21 protein-coding genes are annotated in these 23,256 nt (G+C 61.8%); 17 read left to right on the top strand and 4 right to left on the bottom strand.

What is annotated here, in order from left to right; all coding sequences use genetic code 11:
- The first annotated feature begins 134 nt into the window (after positions 1–134).
- Both PVV54_RS12920 and arfB read left to right on the top strand, forming a co-directional pair.
- Positions 135–1,463: an MFS transporter gene (locus PVV54_RS12920; protein ID WP_274910318.1), complete on the top strand. Its 1,329-nt coding sequence runs from the start codon at positions 135–137 to the stop codon at positions 1,461–1,463.
- Positions 1,464–1,559: 96 nt separating this feature from the next.
- Positions 1,560–1,973, top strand: coding sequence for an alternative ribosome rescue aminoacyl-tRNA hydrolase ArfB (gene arfB, locus PVV54_RS12915; RefSeq protein WP_274910317.1), 414 nt, complete (start codon positions 1,560–1,562; stop codon positions 1,971–1,973).
- 236 nt (positions 1,974–2,209) lie between these two features.
- Here arfB and PVV54_RS12910 read toward each other — a convergent pair whose 3' ends face one another.
- The 3 genes from PVV54_RS12910 to PVV54_RS12900 form a co-directional block, all read right to left on the bottom strand.
- Complete coding sequence (locus PVV54_RS12910; protein WP_274910316.1) at positions 2,210–2,911, bottom strand: DUF3053 domain-containing protein; 702 nt, start codon at positions 2,909–2,911, stop codon at positions 2,210–2,212.
- Positions 2,912–3,020: 109 nt separating this feature from the next.
- A complete protein-coding gene (gene potE / locus PVV54_RS12905; protein WP_274910315.1) occupies positions 3,021–4,343 on the bottom strand; it encodes a putrescine-ornithine antiporter in 1,323 nt (440 codons plus the stop codon).
- A gap of 200 nt (positions 4,344–4,543) precedes the next feature.
- Positions 4,544–5,023: an Lrp/AsnC family transcriptional regulator gene (locus tag PVV54_RS12900; protein ID WP_274910314.1), complete on the bottom strand. Its 480-nt coding sequence runs from the start codon at positions 5,021–5,023 to the stop codon at positions 4,544–4,546.
- Between the two features lie 147 nt (positions 5,024–5,170).
- Here PVV54_RS12900 and PVV54_RS12895 point away from each other — a divergent pair, with 147 nt between their 5' ends.
- The 8 genes from PVV54_RS12895 to katB all read left to right on the top strand — a co-directional run bounded on the left by PVV54_RS12895 (position 5,171) and on the right by katB (position 13,908).
- Positions 5,171–6,997, top strand: a complete 1,827-nt coding sequence (locus tag PVV54_RS12895) for a tyrosinase family protein (protein ID WP_274910313.1) — start codon at positions 5,171–5,173, stop codon at positions 6,995–6,997.
- Positions 6,994–8,730, top strand: a complete 1,737-nt coding sequence (locus PVV54_RS12890; protein WP_274910312.1) for a hypothetical protein — start codon at positions 6,994–6,996, stop codon at positions 8,728–8,730. The genes PVV54_RS12895 and PVV54_RS12890 overlap by 4 nt, the downstream gene beginning before the upstream one ends.
- 57 nt (positions 8,731–8,787) lie before the next feature.
- Positions 8,788–10,380, top strand: coding sequence for a hypothetical protein (locus PVV54_RS12885; protein WP_274910311.1), 1,593 nt, complete (start codon positions 8,788–8,790; stop codon positions 10,378–10,380).
- A gap of 129 nt (positions 10,381–10,509) precedes the next feature.
- Positions 10,510–10,746, top strand: a complete 237-nt coding sequence (locus tag PVV54_RS12880) for a hypothetical protein (protein ID WP_274910310.1) — start codon at positions 10,510–10,512, stop codon at positions 10,744–10,746.
- Between the two features lie 134 nt (positions 10,747–10,880).
- A complete protein-coding gene (locus tag PVV54_RS12875) occupies positions 10,881–11,072 on the top strand; it encodes a hypothetical protein (RefSeq protein ID WP_274910309.1) in 192 nt (63 codons plus the stop codon).
- Between the two features lie 52 nt (positions 11,073–11,124).
- A complete protein-coding gene (locus PVV54_RS12870) occupies positions 11,125–11,526 on the top strand; it encodes an antitoxin Xre-like helix-turn-helix domain-containing protein (protein WP_446731447.1) in 402 nt (133 codons plus the stop codon).
- Positions 11,520–12,218 carry an RES family NAD+ phosphorylase gene (locus tag PVV54_RS12865; protein ID WP_274910308.1) on the top strand — a complete coding sequence of 233 codons (699 nt, stop codon included), beginning with the start codon at positions 11,520–11,522 and terminating at the stop codon, positions 12,216–12,218. The genes PVV54_RS12870 and PVV54_RS12865 overlap by 7 nt, the downstream gene beginning before the upstream one ends.
- Positions 12,219–12,366: 148 nt before the next feature.
- Positions 12,367–13,908, top strand: a complete 1,542-nt coding sequence (gene katB, locus PVV54_RS12860; protein WP_274910307.1) for a catalase KatB — start codon at positions 12,367–12,369, stop codon at positions 13,906–13,908.
- 43 nt (positions 13,909–13,951) lie between these two features.
- On the opposite strand, the gene PVV54_RS12855 is transcribed toward katB, so the two are convergent.
- Complete coding sequence (locus PVV54_RS12855; protein ID WP_274910306.1) at positions 13,952–14,881, bottom strand: LysR family transcriptional regulator; 930 nt, start codon at positions 14,879–14,881, stop codon at positions 13,952–13,954.
- Positions 14,882–15,090: 209 nt separating this feature from the next.
- Here PVV54_RS12855 and PVV54_RS12850 point away from each other — a divergent pair, with 209 nt between their 5' ends.
- From PVV54_RS12850 to PVV54_RS12820, 7 genes are all read left to right on the top strand, one after another.
- Positions 15,091–16,527, top strand: coding sequence for an NAD-dependent succinate-semialdehyde dehydrogenase (locus tag PVV54_RS12850; RefSeq protein WP_274910430.1), 1,437 nt, complete (start codon positions 15,091–15,093; stop codon positions 16,525–16,527).
- Between the two features lie 9 nt (positions 16,528–16,536).
- Entirely contained in the window at positions 16,537–17,544 is a 1,008-nt protein-coding gene (locus PVV54_RS12845; protein WP_274910305.1) for an NAD(P)H-quinone oxidoreductase, read from the top strand.
- A 37-nt stretch (positions 17,545–17,581) separates the two neighbouring features.
- On the top strand, positions 17,582–18,472 hold the full coding sequence (locus PVV54_RS12840; RefSeq protein ID WP_274910304.1) for a LysR family transcriptional regulator: 891 nt from the start codon (positions 17,582–17,584) through the stop codon (positions 18,470–18,472).
- 162 nt (positions 18,473–18,634) lie between these two features.
- On the top strand, positions 18,635–19,756 hold the full coding sequence (locus PVV54_RS12835; RefSeq protein WP_274910303.1) for an acyl-CoA dehydrogenase family protein: 1,122 nt from the start codon (positions 18,635–18,637) through the stop codon (positions 19,754–19,756).
- A 30-nt stretch (positions 19,757–19,786) separates the two neighbouring features.
- Positions 19,787–20,581 (top strand): class II aldolase/adducin family protein, encoded by a 795-nt coding sequence (locus PVV54_RS12830; RefSeq protein WP_274910302.1) that lies wholly within the window; start codon positions 19,787–19,789, stop codon positions 20,579–20,581.
- A 108-nt stretch (positions 20,582–20,689) separates the two neighbouring features.
- Positions 20,690–22,309: an ABC transporter substrate-binding protein gene (locus tag PVV54_RS12825; protein ID WP_274910301.1), complete on the top strand. Its 1,620-nt coding sequence runs from the start codon at positions 20,690–20,692 to the stop codon at positions 22,307–22,309.
- A complete protein-coding gene (locus tag PVV54_RS12820) occupies positions 22,306–23,256 on the top strand; it encodes an ABC transporter permease (RefSeq protein ID WP_274910300.1) in 951 nt (316 codons plus the stop codon). Before PVV54_RS12825 ends, PVV54_RS12820 begins: the two co-directional genes overlap by 4 nt.

Here is a 23,256-nt window from a genome sequence, read left to right as displayed (position 1 = left end):
CAAACCGATCGAATTTTACAAACCCCTAACAATAAAACGACCGCTCACAGCCAGTTTGAGCCGGTTTTCGAGCCGACGCGTCTGCGTATTGGCATCGCGCTGCCATCTTTTATAAACCTGATCAGGAGACAACAATGACAAGTCCTAAAATCTCGGTTGAAGATGTCCCCCTCAACCCATTCCATAAACTGCTCACGTTTCGCTCCGGTGGCGGGTCTTTTGTGGACGGTTATGTCCTGAGCATCATTGGCGTGGCCTTGGCCCACATCACCGCCTCGCTTTCCCTGAGCAGTTTCTGGGAAGGCCTGATCGCAGCATCCGCATTGATCGGCATTTTTTTCGGTGGTTTTCTCGGCGGCTGGCTCACTGATCGCCTGGGCCGCAAACGCCTGTTTTTCGTAGGCCCCACCCTTTTTATTCTCGCCTCTATCGCTCAGTTCTGGGCCGACTCCGCTGAAGCGATTTTTATTCTGCGGCTGATCATCGGCATTGCGGTCGGCATCGAGTACCCCGTCGCCACGTCACTGCTCGTGGAGTTCATGCCGAAGCGATACCGCGGCCCTCGCCTGGCGATGCTGACGATTCTCTGGTTTGCTGGCGCTGCAGCGGCGTACATCGTCGGCGAACTGATACTGCGCACAGGCGGTGAAGATGCCTGGCGTTGGGTACTGGCCAGTTCGGCCACCATTGGCCTGGCGCTGTTGGTGGTGCGCATCGGCACGCCCGAGTCGCCACGCTGGCTTTTGAGCAAGGGCCGCGATGCCGAGGCGCAGCAGGTCATCAAACAGGTTTATGGCGACGATTTCTCCCTTGAAAACCTGCCGGAAGAAAGCCCGAACTACAAGATCAACGTCTGGAGCCTCGTGTATTCGGGCTATGCCAAGCGCATGCTGTTCATCATCGTCTTCTGGACCTGCTGCATCATTCCGCTGTTCGCGGTGTATGCCTTTGCCCCCAAGGTGCTCGCGGCGATGAACGTAAAAGGCGACAGCGCTTCCATCGGGTCGGTACTGATTACGTTGTTCTTCGTGGTCGGCTGCATTGGCGCCACACGCCTCATCAACACGCTTGGCCGGCGTAACCTCTTGCTGTACAGCTTCGGCGTGTCGGGTATCGCGCTGCTTTGCCTGGGCGCATTCAACAACAGCGCGGGCCTGGGAATCCTGGCGTTTTTCGCACTCTATGCGCTATTCATAGGCGGGGCACAAGTGTTGACCCTGGTGTACCCAAACGAAATCTTCCCGACAGAGATCCGCGCTTTTGCGGTGGGTGTCGGGACGTCGATTTCGCGAATCGGTGCAGCGGTAGGCACCTATCTCGTGCCCATCTCGCTCGACACCCTCGGCATTGCCCAAACGATGTACATCGCTGCCGGCATCACCTTCTTCGGTTTGCTGCTGTCTTGGCTGCTTGCCCCTGAGACGCGTGCGATGAGCCTGCAGCAGGCTGCCGCTCTCGGTTGATGGCAGGAGTTCAAGATCGCGCAGGTACACCGTGTTCTGTTGTGTAAGCGAGCGGCCAAGGCTGTAATAATGGTGGGCAATCACAAAGGCCCAGTCATGCTGACCATCTCCAACACCGTGCATCTGCCAGACGCCGACATCGAACTGACATACATCCGTGCCCAAGGCGCAGGTGGGCAGAATGTCAACAAGGTGTCCAGCGCCGTGCACCTGCGCTTCAACATCCCCGCCTCGTCGCTGCCGGAGTTTTACAAGGCGCGGTTGCTGACGCTGCGTGACAGTCGCATCACCAGCGACGGCGTGTTGATCATCAAAGCTCAACAGTACCGCACCCAGGAACAGAACCGCGCTGACGCACTGGCGCGTCTTGCCGAATTGATCAGCACTGCCGGCAAAACCGAGAAGAAACGCCGCCCCACCAAGCCGACCCTCGGTTCGAAGACCCGCCGCCTCGAAGGAAAAGCCAGGCGCAGCACTGTCAAGGCGGGTCGCGGCAAGGTGGAGTTCTAGTCGTGCTTCACGGTTTAGCAGGGTAATGTGGGAGCAACAGTCTTGTGCTGCTAGTGTCGGCCTCTTCGCGGATAAATCCGCTCCTACAGGTTCTGTACTTACCTCAAGGCATGCGCAATCCCTGTAGGAGCGGCTTTAGCCGCGAACACCGGCGAAGCCGGTGCCAGGTGCCGCGTCGCCTGCTTCGCGGCTAAAGCCGCTCCCACAGGAGGCGCGATACATCCGCAGCTACTGCATTAGCGCCCGAGCATCACGGTTTTCAGCCGTGTCTGTGCCTGTTGCACGGTTTTGGCCTGGGTGTTCAGATCCGCCAGCATCGCGTTGAGCTCAGCCTGAACCTTGGGGTCCGACACCTTCACGATTGGCCCGTTGATTTCGATCTTGGCCTTGTTGGCGTCCACGTAGTCGGCGATTTTCAGGCTGCTGTCGAGGGTGCCGTTAATTTGCGGCAGCACCTCCAGGAAGGTATCGGCCGGTACGCTGACAGTGCGCTCGAAGGCCTTGTCGTAGACAACCTTGAGGTCTTCTGGCTGCTTGAGCTGGGCGTGCGCGGTATCGGCCTTGGCCTTCTGCTCCTGCAGCTGGCTGCCCATGTCATTCAGGCCCGTCTGCACCGCCTTGATGTCGTCACGGCGGGCGGTGACATCGTTAAGCGAGCGTACCGCGCCTTTTTGCAGCAGGTTGCCCAAGGGCTTCACGGCAGCATCCATGGCGCCGTTGAAGTTGGTGATGACCGCATAGTGATCGCTGTAGGGGCCGAAGGCCTGCGTTTCGTCCGTGGTCAGCTTGGGCACGTGCACGCCTGGCTTGTCGACGATACGGGTTTGCAGGAATTCGCTGAAGGCAGCGCGTTGCTTGGGTTCATTGTCGCCGCAGGCAGCAAGGACGAGAGGTAAAGCAAGGGCAAGCAGCCACTGGGGGCGGAACGTGACGTTCATGTCGGTGAATCTCCTGAGGGTAAAGTGCGCGCCATCCGGCATCAAGCGCGGCGTGGCGGGGCAAGGATAGTGCTTTACGCCACAGGATCCAACCACCCTCCCCATCTGCCTAGCGTCGAGGCACGGACGCTTCGGCAAACTTCTGCCCCAGAAACCCATAGCACAGGTAACCGATCGCCAGCACCAAGGTGCCGCCCATCACCGCCTCCAGCCCGCAGGCATGCAGCGCATACAACGAATACCCCACGGCAACCAGCAGCACCACCATGTTGCGGGTATACACGCCCGGGGTGACGCCTGCCTTGTGCATGATCACCAGCAAGCCGGTCAAGGCTGTGATGTAGGGAATCAGGTTGGTCACCGCTGCCAGGCTGACCAGCCTGGCGAACTGGGCAGCGGCGTCCGGCGAGATGGTCGACAGGGCCATCACGGTTTGCAGCATGGCGCAGACAGTCATGCCGATCGCGGGGGCATTCATGGCATTGACCTTGCCGAACAGTTTCAGGAAAAGGTCCTGGTCCGCTGTCATCTTGGCGGTTTGCGCCAAGGTGAATTGCCAGCCCAGCAGCGAGCCGATGCAGGCCACCACCGCCAGTGCCATGACGAAGTTGCCTACAGCCGGGCTGAAGATCGTGGCATAGACCAGCGCGAACGGCGCCGAGGACTTGGCCAGGTCGGCATTGGGGATGATGCCCTGGATGACCGTGGTGGACAGCACGTACACAACGGCAGCCCCCAGCGTGCCGAACAGGCAGGCCAGTGGCACGTTGCGCCTGGGGTTCTCCACGGCGTCGGTGGCCTGGGCCGCGGATTCCATGCCGAGGAACGCCCACAGGGTCAGCGGGATGGCCTTGCTGATAGCCTCGGAAATCGGCAGCTGGTTGGGGTTCCAGGCGGCCCTGAGGATGTCCGGGTCGAACCAGTACCAGCCGAAGATACTTAGCCCCGCGACCGGAATGATCACGCCCCACACCGTGAACGCGCCAATCTTGCCGGTGACCTTCGGCCCACCGAAATTGGCCAGCGTGGTCAGCCAGATCAAGCTGATCGTGCCGACACACAGGGGAATCGCGCCGGTCCCCAGCCAGGGCACGAACGCAGTCATGTAGCCCACCGCGGAAATGGCAACCGCCACGTTGGCGATGGCCAGGGACAGGAAGTACAGATAGGAACACAGGAAGAAGCCCGACTTCGCATGGGCTTCCTCGGTGTAGGCCGACAAGCCGCCAGAGCGTGTACAAAACACCCCGCATTGCGCCAGGCAGTAAGCAATGGCCATGGAGCCTATGGCGGTGAACACCCAGGACAGCAGCGAAACGGCCCCCAGCTGCGCCATGCTGGTGGGCAACAGGATGATCCCGCTGCCCATCATGTTCACCGTCACCAGCGTAGTGAGCCCCGTCAGGCTCATCTTCCTGCTTGCCTCAGCCATCGCGAAATCCTTGCATAAAAGGGGCTGCTGGCTGGTTACTGCACTAGGTTCTGTACGAAAAGCCCTGATACTTGTTCATGCTGCGTTGAAAACAGCCTCGGAATGCTCATGTACTCCAGTACACTGCGCTTCCTCGGCTGTTTTCGCCTTGCCTGACCTGCGTCTCAAGACTTTTCGTACAGAACCTACACCCATGAGCATCACCCATCCACCGCATGACGCCACCCACCCTCCAGTGGCAACTCATACGACTTTTTCACCGTACGCACCACCAGCGTAGATGAATACGTGCGAATCGGAATATCCCGGTACGTGTCCAGAAACCGGTAGATATAGTCGGTGTACTCGGTCGCATCACGAAACTTGGCAACCATCACGAAATCGAACTCGCCCGTCATCAGGTAGCAGTCCTGAATCTCCGGGTGGCTGGCCAGAATGTGCTGCATCTTGCGGTCGATGTCGTAGCTGTCGCGGTCCAGCTTGACCAGAAAAAAGGCCGTCACCTGTATGCCGAGCTTGCGCTCGTCCAGTATCGCGACCTTGGCCTTGATGATGCCTGCGCTTTCCAGCCGCCTGATGCGCCGGTAGCAACTGGTGGATGACAGCCCGACGCTGTCGCTGAGCAACTCCAGATTCTGGCTGCAATCCTTCTGCAGCTTGCCCAGAATTTTCAGATCCATGGCGTCTGTCATTTTTTCCGTGTCTTCCCTGAAAAACTGCAATGAATGCGGCGCAAGGATGCGCCAATTTGCACGATTCCTGCGCGCTGGCTCTTTACCATCAACTGAGCTTAGCAGCCCACCTGCAGGGCGCATGAGAGGGATCTTATGATTGTTGCCAAACCGACATGGACCGCGGATATACACGGCCTTTTCACCGCTCCCTACTGGATTCCTGCCGAGCAGCGTGCAGCTGTGGCGGCCACCTGGGCCGGGTGCATGAACGGCTATTTCGTGTACCTGGACAACCCGGAATCGGTCAAGACCTGGTCAGAAACCATCTACCAGCACCTGGCCTCGCGCAACATGCCGCTGACCCTTGACCAGCAGCAGTTCTGGCCAATCGATGCGCTGGAAACCTTCAGGTTATGGGTCAACCAGGGCTGGCGCCTCGACGCCAGTGCGCCATTCGATATCGCCGAACGCATTCCCCCACCAGACCTGCCGCAAACGGTGAAGCGCGTGAGGCAGGACATCCGCGCCCTGCCCCTTGATCAACTGAACCTGTACCGCGCCAAGCTGGACGACGTGATGCGGGTGGGCGACCCGGACAGCGGTTCACCCTGGCAACGGTACGCCTACATCCACACCAACTGGTGCCTGCATTATCAAGAGGCTTTTGCCCTCTGGCACCGCGCGTACCTGTTGTATCTGGAAGGCCTGATCGGCTGCGCCATCCCTTACTGGGACTGGATGGCCGAAGATGCCAGTGTCGACGGCAGCCCTCAGGCAGGCTTGCCCCAGGCGTTTCTCGATGAAACCTATGTGCACCCGCACACCGGCGAAACCCGGCCCAACCCTTTGCGCTATGCGGCCGCCAAGGACGGTTGCTCCAAAGTGTGCGCCAATGGCGCTACCAAGGGGGTCGACTGCCGGTATGTGCAACGTGACCCCTTGTTTTACACCCGTGGTGACGATTCACGCCTGGCACGCTCGCGGTTGTACGCCATGAGCCGGATCTTCCAGCAACAGGTAGTCGATGCCCTGAAGTTCACCACCTTCAGCCAGCCACAAGGTGTGCCGGGTTACCCATGGGCCAACATTCCGGTATTCGACCCGCCCCAGAAGGACAACCTGTACCCCAATCGAGCCCTCAACTTCGACGGCCTGTACGAACAACCCCACGACAACTATCACGGCTGGATCGGCGGCGACATGGCCGACAATGCCTATACCGCCTTCGACCCGGTGTTCTGCTCGTATCACGCCAACATCGACCGCATGCTGGAGGTCTGGATCAGGGCCAACCCGGGGGCGCAGTACACCACCCAGTGCCTGCTGCAACCTTTCGCCGGCCATGACGCCACGCAGGTCACCTTCACCAGTGCCGACGCCTGGCGCTATACCACCCTCGGTGACATGGCCCAGGACAGCCGCCATATCGGCTACGACTACGGTACACCGGTGGCCCCCCAGTTCGGCGCGCCGAAGGCGGCAACAAGCGCCTGCTGCAAGCACAACGTAAACACCACGCCTGCGGCGGGCAATGCGGCCGGGCCCGGGCCGTGGGTGGTATTCGACCATGTGCGCTGCACCCATGACACCTACCTGATCGATGCCTTCCTCGACCAGCCTGAGGCTACCGCGGCCCACGCAAGCGCTGACAACCCCCATTACGTGGGGCGCTTCAGCCGTATCGGCATGGGGTTGGTCGATGACAAGGGCCGCTGCATCACCCATGGCGTGTCCCGCGCACTGAACGCGGCCCGCAACGCCGCTGCGCTGGGCCTTGGCCCCCACGATGCGGTGCAACTGTCGTTGGTGGTGACCCACCTTGACAGCGGCCGGGTGCTGACGCCGGACGACTGCACCGCCCTGCCCGGATTCACCGCCGTACTGGTGTGGGACGACCCACGCCAAACCCTCGCCGGTCCGCCTCCGGTCGCCGGCTGCTGCTCCACTTCCACTTCACACACACCTGGAGAACCGAAATGAGCACGCCCTTCAAGCAATTCACCTCTCCCGCCGGCCAAGCCCCCAAGGACTACAACAAGTTGGGGCTGGAAGACCAGCTGCAGCAGTTTGAAACCGACTGGAACAACGACCTCACCGGCTGGACCGAATCGTCCATCATCGGCAACCCGTGGTCCGGCCTGAACGACGCCCCCCGATCGGGTTACTACAACCCGCTGGTGGAAGGCTTTGGCGACAAGACATTGCCCGCCATCACTTGGCAGCCCTTCCCCAACCGGCTCTGGACCTTCTTCTACAACCAGGGCAAGGCGGTCATTCCTCAACTGGGTGGCGGTGCAATGACCCTGGAGCAGGTGATGGAGCTCACCGACAACGGCCAGATCACCATCAACGGCACCCTGTACACGCTGTACGACCCTGACAACAAGGGCACCTTGCTGCAATTGCCGGCCAAACGCTGCCCGAGCATCGACTGGAGCGGCAAGTTCACGGCATTCTCGCCCTCGGGCCCACGGGGCTGGCTCGACGAGTATTGCGAGTGGTCGATCGTGCGCGATGCCAACGGCAACATGCGCAAAATCACCTTCACGTGTGAAAACCCGGCGTATTTCCTGGCCATGTGGCGCATCGACCCGCAGGCAGTGCTGGGCCTGTACCGCGACTACATCGACCCGAGCGTGCAGCTTGAAGACCTTTACCTGCGCTACACCGTCGACTGCCCCACCGGCAAGGCCGGCGACCCGGTCATCGACCCCACCACTGGCCAGCCGGCCTACGACACGGTGAACAAGTGGAACGCCGGCACCGCGTGTGTACCCGGCCAATACGGCGGCGCCATGCACCTCACGTCCGGCCCCAACACCCTAAGCGCCGAGGTTTACCTGGCCGCGGCCGGCACCATCCTGCGGCCGTTGAGCAGCAGCCAGAACGCCCAGTCGCTCATCTGCTGCGCCCAGTATGGGCAAAACTACCGAAACTCCGACCCCCACATCGGTTACATGGCCAACGCAACGGCGGTGAACAATCGCCTGTCGCTGACCAACCCCATTGGCCTGTACCTGCAACAACCCACCGACTTCAGTACCTGGAAAGGCCCGCAAGGCCAGGACGTAAGCCAGTACTGGCGCATCACCCGCGGCTCGGCCAAGACAGCCGCCAATGGCTCCGACCAGATCCTGCAGGCGGTATTCGAAGTGCCGGAAAGCGCCGGTTTCTCGATCAATGACATCACCATCAACAAACAACCGATCAACTATGTGTGGGTCATTGCCCAACAACTGCTGGTGGGCCTGAGCGTCACCGTCAAACCGATCACCACCACACCATCCTCCTTCCCGTGTGTGCAAAACCGTGTGAGCGGCCTGCAACCCTGGCCGGTGCAACTGCTGCCGGTGGACCTGTTCTACGGGCAATCCCCTACCGACTTGCCTGCCTGGCTTGCCCCGGGCAGCAGCAACACGTTCGTGTTGGTGGTACAAGGTGCCGATCCGAGCACCACGGCGCAAAATGCCAGGGTGCAGTTCTCCAACCCCGACGTGACCGCGCAGGTCACGCAATTTTTGCCCGACGCATCGGCCATTCCGGGCCAGACCAACTCGGGCGGCACCCAGGCCTACATCCTGACCATCAACGTAAGCCCCAACGCAACACCCGGTCTGGTAACGGTACGTGCCCTCAACCCGGGTGAAGACGCGAACGTGAGTGCGGCAGATCACCCTTGGGAATCTGGCCTGGCATTGGTGCCTGGCGCCTGAACAACCCCGCCTCGCCGCACCTTCGGGTGCGGCTCCCAACGTGCAAGGAGCGCAATCATGCTCAGGATACGCTTGAGTCTTCTGTCGCTGCTGGGCGGCATTCTGCTGTGCCTGTCCGTCCTGCAACCTGCCTCGGCGGCTCCCCTTACGGCGGCCGACACCTGTGTGCAGCAGCAGTTGGTGTTCAACCCGGCCAGCGGTGGGTTTTTGCCGGTCAACAACTTCAATGCCAACGATCAAGCCTTCATGAACTGCTTTGGCTGGCAGTTGTTCATTGCCTTGAACTGGCCGGTGAACCCCGGTTGGCCTGCTACCGCCAGTTTGGCGGGTGAGCCCGATATGAAAAGCACACTGGCCCAGTTCGGCGTGCCTTCCGAGCCGGGCAAGCCCATGAGCGTGGCCCCGGTATGGGCCAGCTACAAGGACGCCAACGACATCTTCCTGCCCGGCGCGCCCAAGCCAAGCGACTGGGGCGTGCAAACCCTGGTGCCAGATGGCTGCAGCACCCAAGGCAGCCTCACGGCACTCACGGTAGGCGCGCGCAAGTTCATGAACGCCACCTCCGAGGGCGCGATCAACGCCTTGCACGGCTTCCATCTGTCGACCGGCACGTTGGCGACCATTCCCGACTCGGTGATGGAAGCGTCCGGTGGCTGGCTCACGGACCAGTCGGGCAACCTGGTGTTTTTTGAGCGCAAGGTGGGCAAGGCCGAGTTCGACTACATCGTCAAGCATGCGCTCTATGACGCTGCCAACCAGCTGAAGGTGGCGCAGAATCAGGACGGCAACACACCGGAAGGGCTGTCGCTGCCCATCGGCAAAGCGATGCGCGCCCTGCCGCCCGACCCCGTGCCACAGGAGGACCTTGGCGCGATCGAACTCAAGGCCGCCTGGCGAGTACTGACTGGCAAGCCCGAACTATACGGGCGCTACCTGACCACCGTCGCCTGGCTCAAGCGCCCTGATACCCTTGAGTGCACCCAGGAAGTGGTGGGGCTGGTGGGCCTGCATATCATCAACAAGACCCAGGCTTCGCCCAACTTCATCTGGACCACCTTCGAGCAGGTGGACAACGTGCCTGAACCCGCGCAAACCCCAGCGCAACAAACCCCGCCGGAAGGTTTCGCCTTCAACAACCCCAACTGCGGCAGCGGCCCCGAGTGCAAGCCGAACGTGGCCCGCATCCAGTGCAACGGCAATGACTGCACCGAGCCTTTCCCCCGCGACCAACCGGTACAAACCACCCGCGAGCACCCCGTACCCGGCAACCTGCAAGCCCTCAACAGCGCGGTGCAAGCCAACTTCGCGCAGCACAGCCAAGGGCAATCGGTGTTCCAGTACTACAAGCTGATCAACGTGCTCTGGACCCAAACCCCCACGCCGCCCAGCCCGGAACCAGGTGCCAAGGCACAAGCGCCACTCTCGTACGGCCCGTTCATCAGCGAGGGCAGCGTGCCGGTGGCCAACACCACCATGGAAACTTACGTGCAAGCGGATAACTGTAACCAGTGCCATCAATACGCGACGATTGCCGGCAGCGACACGCTGGCCTCTGATTTTTCCTTCCTGTTCAACACTGCCAGCTCCGCCAGCCACAAAAGCCTGATCAAACGCGTCGAAGCCTTCGAAACGCTCAAGGACCGCCCCTGACCCCGCAACCGGGGCGAAAACTGCTCGCCCCGGTTGCGACTTTTCCGAACCCATAAACCACTGTTGATATATCCAGTAATGGCCGCTATCCTGCCAGGAGTACAAATGTTCTCCTTCCGGATTTCCCTCATGAATGACGACTCTGACTTCAGCCTGGATGTACCAAGCCCGTTGGCAATGGCCCGGGAAGAATGCGCCCTGCTCCACAGTGAACTGAGGGATGTCTGGGCCGAGCTGCGCCGTTCGCGCAGGAACACGGCCAAGCTTGTGCAGATGAATGCCTTGCTGATGGCTGATCTGGAAAAGCTGAGGCTGGAGAACAAAAAGGTGATGTGGGCATTGGCGGAGCGCCCGCACCTCAAGTGATGCTCGCGCGGTCAACGTAAACGGATTTATCCGACAGCCATGCCCCGGTAAACCCGGCACCCTTGTTCAACGGTAGGTATTTCCCTGGTAGCTGACCCACCCGCATACCGTTAAACACTCAGGAGCTGAGCAGCATGAAGATCGATATCCAGTACCCCTGCAACGGCTCGGACTGCAAAGTGATCATTAATGGTATTGCAGTTTCGTTTACCAATGCTGAGCAAGCGCAGGCCTACGTAGCCCAATTGAAAGCACGGCTGGAGGCTGCCCCCCGGCCTTTACCCGATGTACCGAAGCGTCATGCTGAGCCAGCGGATTTGATCTGAAGATTCATTTAAGCTAAATTTGAATCTACAGATCACAATCATGGAGATACCCATGAGCCAAATGCCCAGCCAGCAAGCCCCTGCCAGCAAGGATGCGGGTGCCGTTGCGCTTCGCACTGCAGTGAACATCATGGAAAAATGGAACTCCACCTCCAGGCAGATTGAAAATGTGCTGCGTATTTCCCGCAGCACCTATGCCCGCGCCAAGGATCAACAGCGCTCGGTTAGCCTGGACAGCGACCAGATTGCCCGCATCAGCCTTGTGCTGAACATTCACGCCAGCCTGCGCACGATTTTCGACAACCCGGAGAACGTCTACGGCTTCCCGTCCATGGCCAATGACAATGCCTTTTTCGACGGCCGCTCACCGCTGGACATCATGGGGGAAGGCTCCTTCATCCAGCTTTACGAAACATTCCGGCGCATCGATGCGCTGCGTGGTGCCCAATGGTAAATGCTGCAAGCTTGCACGCAGTACGCGGCGGTGGCCTCATCCAGTCGTACCGGTTGGTGAATTCGAAGTTCCCCCCCATCGCGCTGTTCGATGACGTCGCGAGCGCGGATGAGTTCGACATCCTGTATGCGGTTCAGGCACTCACCAACCCCCGGCTGCAGAACGAAGTCGGCAGCCTTAACCTGATTCCACGCAGCGAAATTCCATTCGGGATCAAGGGTTGTTCTTACGCGACAGCACCCTTTACCCATGTGAACCCTGACGGTTCGCGCTTCGCGGACGGCTCGTTCGGCATGCTGTACCTGGCCGACACCATGGAAACCGCCATTGCCGAAGTGCGCCACCATCAACAAGCGTACTGGAGCAAGGTCCATGGCCTGAATTACGAGCGCTTCGTGTTCAGGGGGCTGGTTTGCCAATTTGATGAAGCCGGCGTGCTCGACGCGACCAGCCTGCCTTTGACGCACCCGATCTACGCACCGGATGACTACACGTTTGCACGCGCGTTGGGCCGGGACGTGAAAGCTGCCAAGGCGCCGGGGCTGCGCTATCACTCGGTTCGCGCGATGGGCAACACCTGCTGGGCGCTGACGACTCCACGCCAGGTGGCCTCGATCATCCAGTCATCTCATTATGAAATGGTATGGAGCGGGCGGATTACCAGCGTGAACAAACTGGTGGCAGGCGCTTAGTGCAGGGTTATAGCCCTGCCGCTTCCCTGCACAAATTGAAATGGCCAATCAATCGCATAAGCGATATCAATTTAGATGATCAGGATTAACTTCCTAGAATTCTGGCCAGCGCACCAAAAGCGCATGCTAGAGCCATCAGGAGTACTCTATGATCCCTTCCCTGCCCCATTTCCAACCCGGCCGCTTGCTGGTCACGGCCGCCTTGGCCACGACACTGCTGGCGCAGTCGGTTCAAGCGGCCACACTGACACGTGACAACGGCGCCCCCGTCGGCGACAACCAGAACTCACAAACCGCTGGCGAAAACGGTTCCGTTTTGTTGCAAGACGTACAGCTGCTGCAAAAGCTTCAGCGCTTTGACCGCGAACGCATCCCGGAGCGTGTGGTGCATGCCCGGGGCACCGGTGCTCACGGCGAATTCGTCGCCAGCGCCGACATCAGCGAACTGAGCATGGCCAAGGTGTTCCGCCCAGGGGAGAAGACCCCGGTCATGGTGCGTTTCTCGTCGGTCGTTCACGGCACTCACTCGCCGGAAACACTGCGCGACCCCCGCGGTTTTGCCACCAAATTCTATACCGCTGATGGCAACTGGGACCTGGTAGGCAACAACTTCCCGACGTTCTTCATCCGCGATGCCATCAAGTTCCCGGACATGGTGCATGCCTTCAAGCCGGACCCGCGCACCAACCTCGATGACGATTCGCGCCGCTTCGACTTCTTCTCCCATGTACCTGAAGCAACCCGTACGCTGACGTTGTTGTACTCCAACGAAGGTACCCCGGCCAGCTACCGTGAAATGGACGGCAACAGCGTTCACGCTTACAAGTTTGTAAATGCCAAAGGTGACGTGCACTACGTCAAGTTCCACTGGAAGAGCCTGCAAGGCCAAAAGAACCTTGACCCGCAACAGGTCGCGCAAATCCAGGGCCGCGACTACAGCCACATGACCCACGACCTGGTCAGCGCGATCAACAAAGGCAACTTCCCGAAGTGGGACTTGTACATCCAGGTGCTCAAGCCTGAAGACATGGCCAAACTGGACTACGACCCGCTGGACGCCACCAAGATCTGGCCCAACATCCCAGAGCGCAAGATCGGCCAGATGGTACTTAACCGCAACGTCGACAACTTCTTCCAGGAAACCGAACAGGTCGCCATGGCGCCGTCGAACCTGGTACCGGGCATCGAACCGTCCGAAGACCGCCTGCTGCAAGGGCGCCTGTTCGCCTATGCCGACACGCAGATGCACCGTGTGGGTGCCAATGGCCTGAGCCTGCCGGTCAACCGCCCGCGTGTGGAGGTCAACACCATCAACCAGGATGGGCCGGCCAACCATGGCGCCAGCAACAGCGGCGTGAACTACCAGCCAAGCCGGCTGCAGCCGCGTGAGGAGCAGCCCGCTGCCCGTTACGTTCAGACCCCGCTCAACGGCACCACCCAGCAAGCCAAGATCCGCCGTGAGCAAAACTTCAAGCAGGCAGGCGAGCTGTACCGGTCCTACAGCAAAAAGGAACAGACCGACCTGATCAACAGCCTGGGTGAAGCGTTGGCCACCGCTGACGAACAAAGCCGTTACATCATGCTGTCGTTCTTCTACAAAGCGGATGCGGACTACGGCACCGGGCTGGCCAAAGTGGCCAAGGCCGACCTCAAGCGGGTCCAGCAACTGGCAGCCAGGCTGCAGGACTGATAGCCGTGCTGCAGGGCCTTGCTGCTGCAAGGCCCTGCATGCCTCAATCCACGTTCAGCGCTTCGGCAATCGCTGCCAGCTCATTACCCACGGTGGCCCTGAGCACCTCCATGAATCGCGTGATCTTGGCATCCACAAACTGCCGCGACGTGTACACCGCATACACATTGCGCGCCTGCGTGTAATAGCCCGGCAGCACGCGCACAAGGCTCCCCGCACGCAACCCGTCCATGGCGGCGAAGCCCGCCAGCAGCCCGATCCCCGCCCCGCTTTGCACCGCCACGGCCATGGCCTCCATGTCATTCACACTGAAGCTTGGCCCACTGGGGATGAACGTTGCATCGCCCTTGCGGCTCTTGAGTTCCCACGCGTCACGCGCGTAGTCCACGGTGTTGAGCAGCAGGCAGGCGTGATCTGCCAGGTCAGCGGGTGCCTGTGGCGCGCCATGTTTTGCCAGGTATTGCGGCGATGCCACCAGCACGCAGTGACTTACCCCGATCTTCTGGCTGACATAGCTTGAGTCCGGCAACACCCTGGCGATCTGGATCGAGACATCCAGTTGGTCTTCCAGCAGGTTCGGCATTCTTTGCGAAAGCATCAGGTCTACCGTGACCTCTGCATACGTGTCGCGATAGTGCAGGGCCGCCGCTGTCACCAAGTGCCGAGCCAGCCCCGGTACGCAGTGCACGCGCAGCGTGCCACGTGGCTCGAGCAATGCATTGCGGGCTTGGGCTTCGGCATTTTCCAGGTCGGCAAGGATGGCGGTGCAGCGTGCGTAATAACGCTGGCCGGCGTCGGTAACCGCCAGGCGCCGAGTGGAGCGTTGGAGCAGGCGGGTGTCGAGCATCTGCTCAAGTGCCGACACTGCCCGGGAGACATTCCCCACCGTGGAGTCCAGGTGGTTGGCCACGGCCGTGAAGCTGCCCATCTCAACCACCTTCACGAACACCGCCATGTTCGAAAACTTGTCCATCACACCCCTCCCCATCGGCTCAGCACATTCAACGGCCACTGTGTGCAAATCAACGCGCATTGGGAAGCGATTTTACCGTTGGCCACAACAATCATTCCCTTGTAACGGGCTAAATCCACGCAGGTGACCGCCATAGACTGGATTCACGGGCCGGCAACCGCCGCCCTTCAGGCTGACCCCAAACCGAGATCCCCATGAAGGCCACCGCCATGAACACGCCCTACGACCCGCTTTACCTCTTCATCGACGGCCAATGGCTCGACGCCAAAAGCCACCACACCGCGCCGGTCATCAACCCGGCAACCGAGGAAGTCATTGGTCAGATACCACTGGCCACCACGGCTGAACTGGACCGCGCGCTGTTGGCCGCGCAACGCGGCTTTGAGCAATGGCGCAGCACCGTGCCCGCAGAGCGCGCGCGGGTGCTCAAGCGTGCTGCCGACCTGCTGCTGGAGCGTGCGCCGCACATTGCCGCGCAGATGACCCTGGAAGAAGGCAAGCCAATTGGCGAAGCCATGGACGAAGTGACCCGAGCAGCCGAATACTTTGAATGGTTCGCCGAAAGTGCCCGTCGCATTGATGGCCGTGTGGTACCTGCCAACCGCCCCGGCGTGTTGCAAATGGTCAAGCGCCAGCCAATCGGGCCCGTGGCCGCCTTCACGCCCTGGAACTTCCCGGCCATCACCCCGGCGCGCAAGCTGTCTGCCGCCCTGGCGGCAGGTTGCAGCGTCATCCTCAAACCCGGGGAAGAAAGCCCCGCCACCGCGCTGGCACTGGCCCGCGCACTGGACGATGCCGGCTTGCCCAAAGGTGTGCTGCAGGTGGTGTTTGGCGTACCGGATGAGGTTTCCAGCCAACTGATTGCCTCGCCGATCATTCGCAAAGTCACGTTCACCGGCTCGGTGCCCATCGGCCGCCTGCTGTCGCGGCGGGCCGCCGAGGGTGTAAAGCCCATCACCCTCGAACTGGGCGGCCATGGCCCGGTACTGGTTTTCGACGACGCAGACATCGAGCACGCCGCCACACAGGGCGCCGCCAACCGCTTTCGGGGTACTGGCCAGGTGTGTATTTCGTCAACACGCTTCATCGTCCAGCGTGGGGCTTATGCGCAGTTTGCCGAACACTTCGTGGCCGCCACCTTGGCATTGCGGGTGGGCAACGGCATGCACCCGCACACCCAGGTAGGGCCACTGGCCAACAGGCGGCAGCTGAGCAAGATGGAAGAGCTGGTGGCAGATGCCGTTGCCAAAGGCGCGCACGTGCTGGCAGGGGGTGAAGCCTTGCCCGGCCCGGGGTTCTTTTTCGCACCCACGGTACTGGCCAACGTGCCCATGGACGCCCGCATCATGCATGAGGAGCCGTTCGGCCCCATCGCCATCCTGATGCCATTCAATGAGCTTGCAGATGGGCTGGCAGAGGCCAATCGCCTGCCCTATGGGCTTTCAGCCTATGCCTTCACCCGCAGCGCCCGCACGGCCATCGATGTGGCCGACGGCCTGGAGGCCGGCATGATCGGCATCAACCAGTACCGCATCGTCGCCACCGAGCTGCCCTTCGGCGGGATCAAGGAAAGCGGCCACGGCGCCGAGGGCGGCGTGGAAGGCATCGAGTACTACCTCACCCACAAATTCATCAGCCAGATCTGAGGCACCGCCATGCAAGCCATTACCTTTGAAACGTTCGGGGGCCCAGAAGTGCTCCAGCTGAGCGACGTACCGGCACCGGCCGTGCGCCCTACCGACCTGTTGGTGCAAGTGCATGCCGCCGGCGTCAATCGGGCGGACCTGACCCACCGAACAGGCGGCTACGGGCGCCCCAATTTTGGCGATTCGACGCTCATGGGCCTGGAGATGGCCGGCGAGGTCATCCAGATCGGCAGCCAGGTACAGGGTTACCAGATCGGTGATCGAGTCATGGGTGTTGTGGGCGGCGGCGCCTATGCTGAAATCGCCCGCATCGACTACCGCATGGCAATGCCGATCCCTGCCGGCCTGGACTACGTACATGCAGCGGCCATACCCGAGGTGTTCGTCACCGCACACGAAGCCATGATGCACCTGGCGCAGCTGAAGGCCGGTGAAACCGTGCTCATCCACGCCGCCGCGGGGGGCGTAGGCTCGGCCGCAGTGCAGTTGGCCCATGCCGCGGGCGCCAAGGTTTTTGCCACGACCGACGCGGGCAAACTCACCCGCGTCGAGCATTTGGGGGCCGCTGTAGCCATCGATTACAAGGCGCAGGACTTTACCGAGGTGGTCGCGCAGCACACCGATGGCCGCGGCGTCGATGTGATCATCGATTTCGTGGGCAAGCCATACTTCGCCCGTAACCTGCAGGCACTGGCCAACGGTGGCAGGCTGGTTCAGGTAGGCATCATGGGCGGTGGCGGGGATGTTGCGGTAAGGCTCGAAGACATCCTGTACCGCCACCTGAAAATCATCGGCACCGTGATGAAATCGCGTACCCAGCCAGAAAAGCACGCGATGGTCGGGCGCTTTCGGGCGCATTGGCTCAACCGCTTCGTCGGCGCTGGCGGCCTGGAGCCGGTAGTCGACAGCACGATCCCGTTCGAACGCGCCGCAGATGCCCATCGCCGGATGGAAGCCGCTCTGAACGTGGGCAAGATCATTTTGACATGGCATCACTCACCCGTCAGATTATGCTAAAAACGTATTTCCCCCGTTCGAACCAGTGAGCGCGAGTATGAAAATCGATGATATGGACGCGTTCGTCGCCGTCATCCGTTGCCAATCCACCAACCTGGCAGCCGAAGCCCTGCAACTGACACAACCGGCCATCACCCGCCGTGTGCAGAACTTCGAGGAAGCACTTGGTGCCACCCTGCTCGACCGCAACACCAAGCCACTCAAGCCCACCCCAATGGGCCTGCGGGTGTACGAGCAGTGCAAGGCAATACTGCGCGAAATCGACGCGCTGCGCGAACTGGTGGCCAACGACGGTGCCCCCTCGGGCACCTTGCGCCTGGGCGTGCCGCAAACCCTGGGTGATGTGGTGCTGCTGGAGGCCCTGGCACACATCCGCGAGGCCTACCCGCAGTTGCGCACCCAGGTGAGCAGCGGCTGGGGCAGCAGCCTGATCGCACGCATGGAAAACGGCGAACTGGATGCTGCCGCGGCACTGTTCCCGCCGGGCAAGATCTTCCCGGAGGGCATTGCCAGCCGCTCGATTGCGCGTATGCCGTTGAAAGTGGTGGCGGCCAAGGGCAGCGTTGCCAAGCGCAGTTACAAGCTCAAGGACTGCTACACCCGCGGCTGGGTGCTCAACCCCGATGGTTGCGGCTTTCGTGCCGGGCTGCAGCGTGCGCTGAGCGAACAAGGGCTGAGCCTGTCAATCAACCTGGAAACCTTCGGCACCGAGCTGCAACTGGGGCTGGTCGCCAACGGCCAGGGTCTGGGCCTGGTGCCCGAGCCGCTGCTGCTGGCCAGCAAGCATCGCGATGCGCTGGAAGTGCTCTCGATCAGCGATTTCAAGCCACAGGTCGACCTATGGCTGTTCCATCCCCGTTACCTGGGCAACCTGCAAGACCCGGTTGAATTGTTTGGCGAGGTCGCCGGGCACCGGTTGCTGGGTTGATGTGCGCTGCCGTCACGACTGTTTAAATACATTCTTTGCATAACATTTAGCTTTATACATTCTATAAACAAATAATTAGCATAGAACCAAAAAGACTTTTACAGCGTTCATTCATAAGAATACGGTCTTAGCCAACACACCGTCATTCAGGGATGAACCCCCATGAGTCACCCGTCCGACAGCGCGCTCGCCGAATTGACGCAGGCCCTTGCGGCCAATGCCGAGCGCTACGACCGCAGTGCCGCCTTCCCCCAGGATAATTTCGACCTGCTGCACCGCCTGGGGCTTTTGGCCTACACGGTCCCCCAAGCCCTAGGCGGCAGTGGTGCCGACCTGGCCAACGCCCGCCGGGTAATCAGTGCCGTGGCCAAAGGCGACCCGGCCACCGCGCTGATCCTGGTAATGCAGTACCTGCAGCACTTTCGCCTGCAGGACGACCCGCGCTGGCCCCGCCACCTTCGCCAGCGCGTCGCTCACGATGCCGTGCAGCAGGGTGCGCTGATCAACGCCCTGCGCGTCGAACCCGATCTTGGTACCCCGGCCCGGGGCGGCCTGCCGGCTACCGTGGCGCGGCGCACCGCCGAAGGCTGGCGGCTGAGCGGGCGCAAGATCTACTCCACCGGCAGCCACGGCCTGACCTGGTACCTGGTGTGGGGCCGCAGCGATGACCGCGACCCGCTGGTGGGCGGATTTCTGGTACACCGCGACACACCCGGCATCACCATCATCGATGACTGGGACCACCTTGGCATGCGTGCTACCTGCAGCCATGAGGTGCGTTTCGACAACGTGCTGATCCCCTTCGACCACGCTGTCAGCGTCAGCCCCGCAAGCGCGCCGCAAGCCGAACTGGACGGCGAAAGCCTGTTGTGGATGGCCGTGCTGCTGCCGGCGGTATACGACGGCGTGGCCCGCGCCGCGCGGGATTGGCTGGTGGCATTTCTCAAGCAGCGTGCGCCTTCGAATTTGGGTGCCCCTTTGGCCACCCTGCCCCGTTTCCAGGATGCACTCGGGCGCATCGACACCCTGCTGTTCGCCAACCATAGCCTGCTGGATTCGGCCGCTGCAGGGCACGTCGGCCCGCAGCATGCCGGGCAGGTCAAACACCTGGTGAGCAGCAACGCGATCCAGGCCGTTGAGCTGGCCATCGAAGCCACCGGCAACCCCGGCTTGTCACGCCGCAACCCGCTGGAACGGCATTACCGCGACGTGCTGTGCAGCCGCATTCATACCCCACAGGACGATGTGGTGTTCGGCCAGGTCGGCCGCACCGCACTGGCATAAGCCCCCCCTGATTAATCGGAGAACACCCGCATGAGTTCACTGTCTGCCGTCACCACCACACCCCATAACGTCCGCGACCGGGTCAGCGCCGAAGAATGGGAGGTGCGGGTAAAGCTGGCCGCCGCCTACCGCCTGGCCGCGCTGTTTCGCTGGACCGACCACATCTACACGCACTTCTCCGCCCGCGTGCCGGGGCCGGATGAACACTTCCTGATCAACGCCTTCGGCTTGCTGTTTGACGAGATCACCGCCTCCAACCTGGTCAAGGTGGATGTCGATGGCACGATTATCGACGACCCGCTGGGCCTGGGCATCAACCAGGCCGGCTACGTGATTCACAGCGCCATCCACCGCGCCCGCCCCGACCTGCACGCGGTGCTGCACACGCACACCCGCGACGGCGCGGCGGTATCGGCCCAGCGCGGCGGCCTGCTGCCGATCTCCCAGCACGCGCTGGCCTACTACAGCCGGGTGGTTTACCACGACTACGAAGGCGTGGCCCTGGACCTGGACGAGCAGCAGCGGCTGGTGGCCAACCTGGGCGACAGCAACATCCTGATCCTGCGCAACCATGGGCTGCTTACCGGCGGCATCAGCGTGGAGCACGCGTTCCGCGAACTGCATGGGCTGGAGCGGGCCTGCAACATCCAGGTGGCGGCGCAGGCCGGCGGCAATGACCAGTTGCTGCATGCGTCGGAGGCGGCGATTGCCAAGGTGCATGAGCAGTCGAAGCGGTTTTCCGATGGCAAGGGGGAAGGCATCCAGCGGCATTGGGATGCGTTGATTCGGCAGTTGGACCGTGAAGGACGCGATTACCAAGCCTGACCTCCAGGGCCTCATCGCGGATAAATCCGCTCCTACAGGCAGCGCAATCCCCTGTAGGAGCGGATTTATCCGCGATGAAGCCGCCCCCAATTCCTGAAGGACCACCCCATGCCCACACTCCACCGCCTGTTCGCCCTCGGCACCCTCGCCCTGGCCCTCACCGCCTGCTCTCCCGCAGACAACACCAGCGCCAGCAAAACCCTCAACATCGCCTTCTGGGGCGACAACACCACGCTGGTCAGCGTTGACCCGTTCCAGGTCTACTGGCTGGAACACCGCGTCTTGCTGCGCAACGTCGCCGAGTCACTCACCGACCAGGACCCGGAAACCGGCCGCATCATCCCGTGGCTGGCCACAAGCTGGGAGGTGGGCAGCGATGCCCTGAGCTACACCTTCCACCTGCGCCAGGACGTCACCTTCAGCAACGGCGAACGCTTCGACGCCCACGCGGTTAAAACCGCCTTCGACAGCAACAAGGCCTTCGCCACCCAGTTGCCAGCCACGTTCGGCGCCACCTACCTGGCCGGCTACGACCACGCCGAGGTGATTGACGACTTCACCGTGCGCCTGGTGCTGGCAAAACCCAACGCCGGCTTCCTGCAGGCCACCTCCACCACCAACCTGGCGATCCTGGCCCCGGCCTCCTACCAGCTGACTGCCCAGGAGCGCTCACTGGGCAATATCATCGGCACCGGCCCGTTTGTGCTTGAGCACTACACCCCGGAAGTCGGCGCGCGCCTGGTCAAACGGGCGGACTATGCCTGGGCCTCGGCCAACGTGCGCAACCAGGGCGCCGCGCACCTGGATGCGGTGGACATCAGCTACATCCCCGAAGAAAGCGTGCGCAACGGTTTGTTCCTGCAGGGCAAGGCCGACATCCTGTGGCCGCGCAACCCCTTCTCGGAAGTCGACCTGAAACTGTTCCAGTCCAAGGGTGCAACCATCCAAAGCCGCTCCCTGCCCGGGCCAGCGCTGAACCTGTACCCCAACACCCGCAACGACCGCCTGCTGGGCGACCGCCAGGTGCGCCTGGCCTTGCAAAAAGCGATCGACCGCACCAGTTACGCGCACACCGTGTACAACGCCGACTTCCCGGTGGTCACAGGCGTTTATGACGTGACCACGCCGTACTTCAAGCCCCAGGCCGACAAACTCGCCTACGACCCCAAGGGCGCTGAACAGCTGCTCGACGCCGCTGGCTGGCACCGGGGCGACGACGGCTACCGGCACAAGAACGGCCAGCGCCTGACCCTGCGCTACAACCTCACCCCTGCCGAAAGCGCCGGTGACGTGCTGGTGCAGGACCAACTGCGCAAGGTCGGCATCGACCTCAAGCTGAACGTGCTCACCCGCGCCGAATGGGTAGCAGGCAACGCGGCAGGCACCTACGACCTGACCTCCACCTACATGACCCGCGCCGACCCGATCATCCTGCAGACCATCCTCGACCCCCGCGCCGCCAACAGCGCGACGGTGGCCACCAACACCTACGAGCCCCACACCCTGGCCAAGGCGCAGGCGCTGTTCGACACCGGTATCACCGCCACCGCCGACGCGCAACGGGCTCAGGCCTATGGCCAGCTGCAGGATTTGCTGGTCGATGAAGCCAGCGCGTTCCCGCTGTACGAGCGTGTTTGGCAGGCTGCCACTGCACCACGGGTGAAAGACTTCCGCTGGACCGCCGAAGGCTTTGCCTTCCTCAGCGACATTCAGGTCGCCCAGCCATGAAGCGCTACCTGATTGGCCGCATCGGTCAGGCCCTGCTGGTGCTGTGGGGGGCCTATACCATCACCTATTTCATCCTGTATCTGCTGCCAGGTGACACCTTGGCGATCATGCTCAGTGCCTCCGGCATGGAAGCCGACGGCCTGTCGCCCGAAGACCTGGCCAAGGCCCGCGCTTACTACGGGCTGGACAAGGGGTTGTTCGAGCAGTACTTCGACCTGCTCTGGCGTGCCTTGCACGGCGACCTTGGGCAATCACTGTCGTTAGGCCGGCCGGTCACCGCGTTGCTGGCCGAGCGCCTGCCTCAAACCCTGGCCCTGGCCGGTGTGGCCATCGGGTTGTCGCTGCTGCTTGGGGTTGGCCTGGCTTACCTGACCGCCTACCTGCAATGGCGGCCCTTGAAGACCGCACTGGCCCGCGTGCCTTCGCTAGGCTTTTCGGTGCCGGTGTTCTGGATGGGCCTATTGTTCATTCAGGTGTTCGCCTTTGGCCTGGGCTGGTTCCCGGCCACGGGTAGCCAAGGCTTGGCCAGCCTGGTGCTGCCGGCAATCACGCTGGCAATCCCCAGCGCCGCCGTATACGCCCAGGTGCTGCAGCGCGGGTTTCAGGGTGTGTGGCAAGAGCCGTACATCGCCACCGCCTTCGCCAAGGGCCTGAGCCGCGCTCAGGTGCAATCGCGCCACGCCTTGCGCAACGCGGCGCTGCCGCTGTTGACCCTGGTCGGCTTGCAGGTGGGCAACACAGTGTCCGGCGCCGTGCTGGTGGAGACCATTTTCTCGCGCAATGGCGTTGGCCGCCTGGCCCAGGAGGCCGTGTTGCGCCAGGACATCCCCGTGGTGCTGGCGATTGTCGCGGTTTCGGCCGCCGCCTTCGTGCTGGTCAACCTGATCGTCGACCTGCTTTACCCCTACCTTGACCCACGCATCACCCACACTGCCAAGGTGAGCTGA

Source organism: Pseudomonas sp. PSKL.D1 (assembly GCF_028898945.1).
Taxonomy (GTDB): Bacteria; Pseudomonadota; Gammaproteobacteria; order Pseudomonadales; family Pseudomonadaceae; genus Aquipseudomonas.
This window is presented reverse-complemented; position numbering and strand designations above follow the sequence as displayed.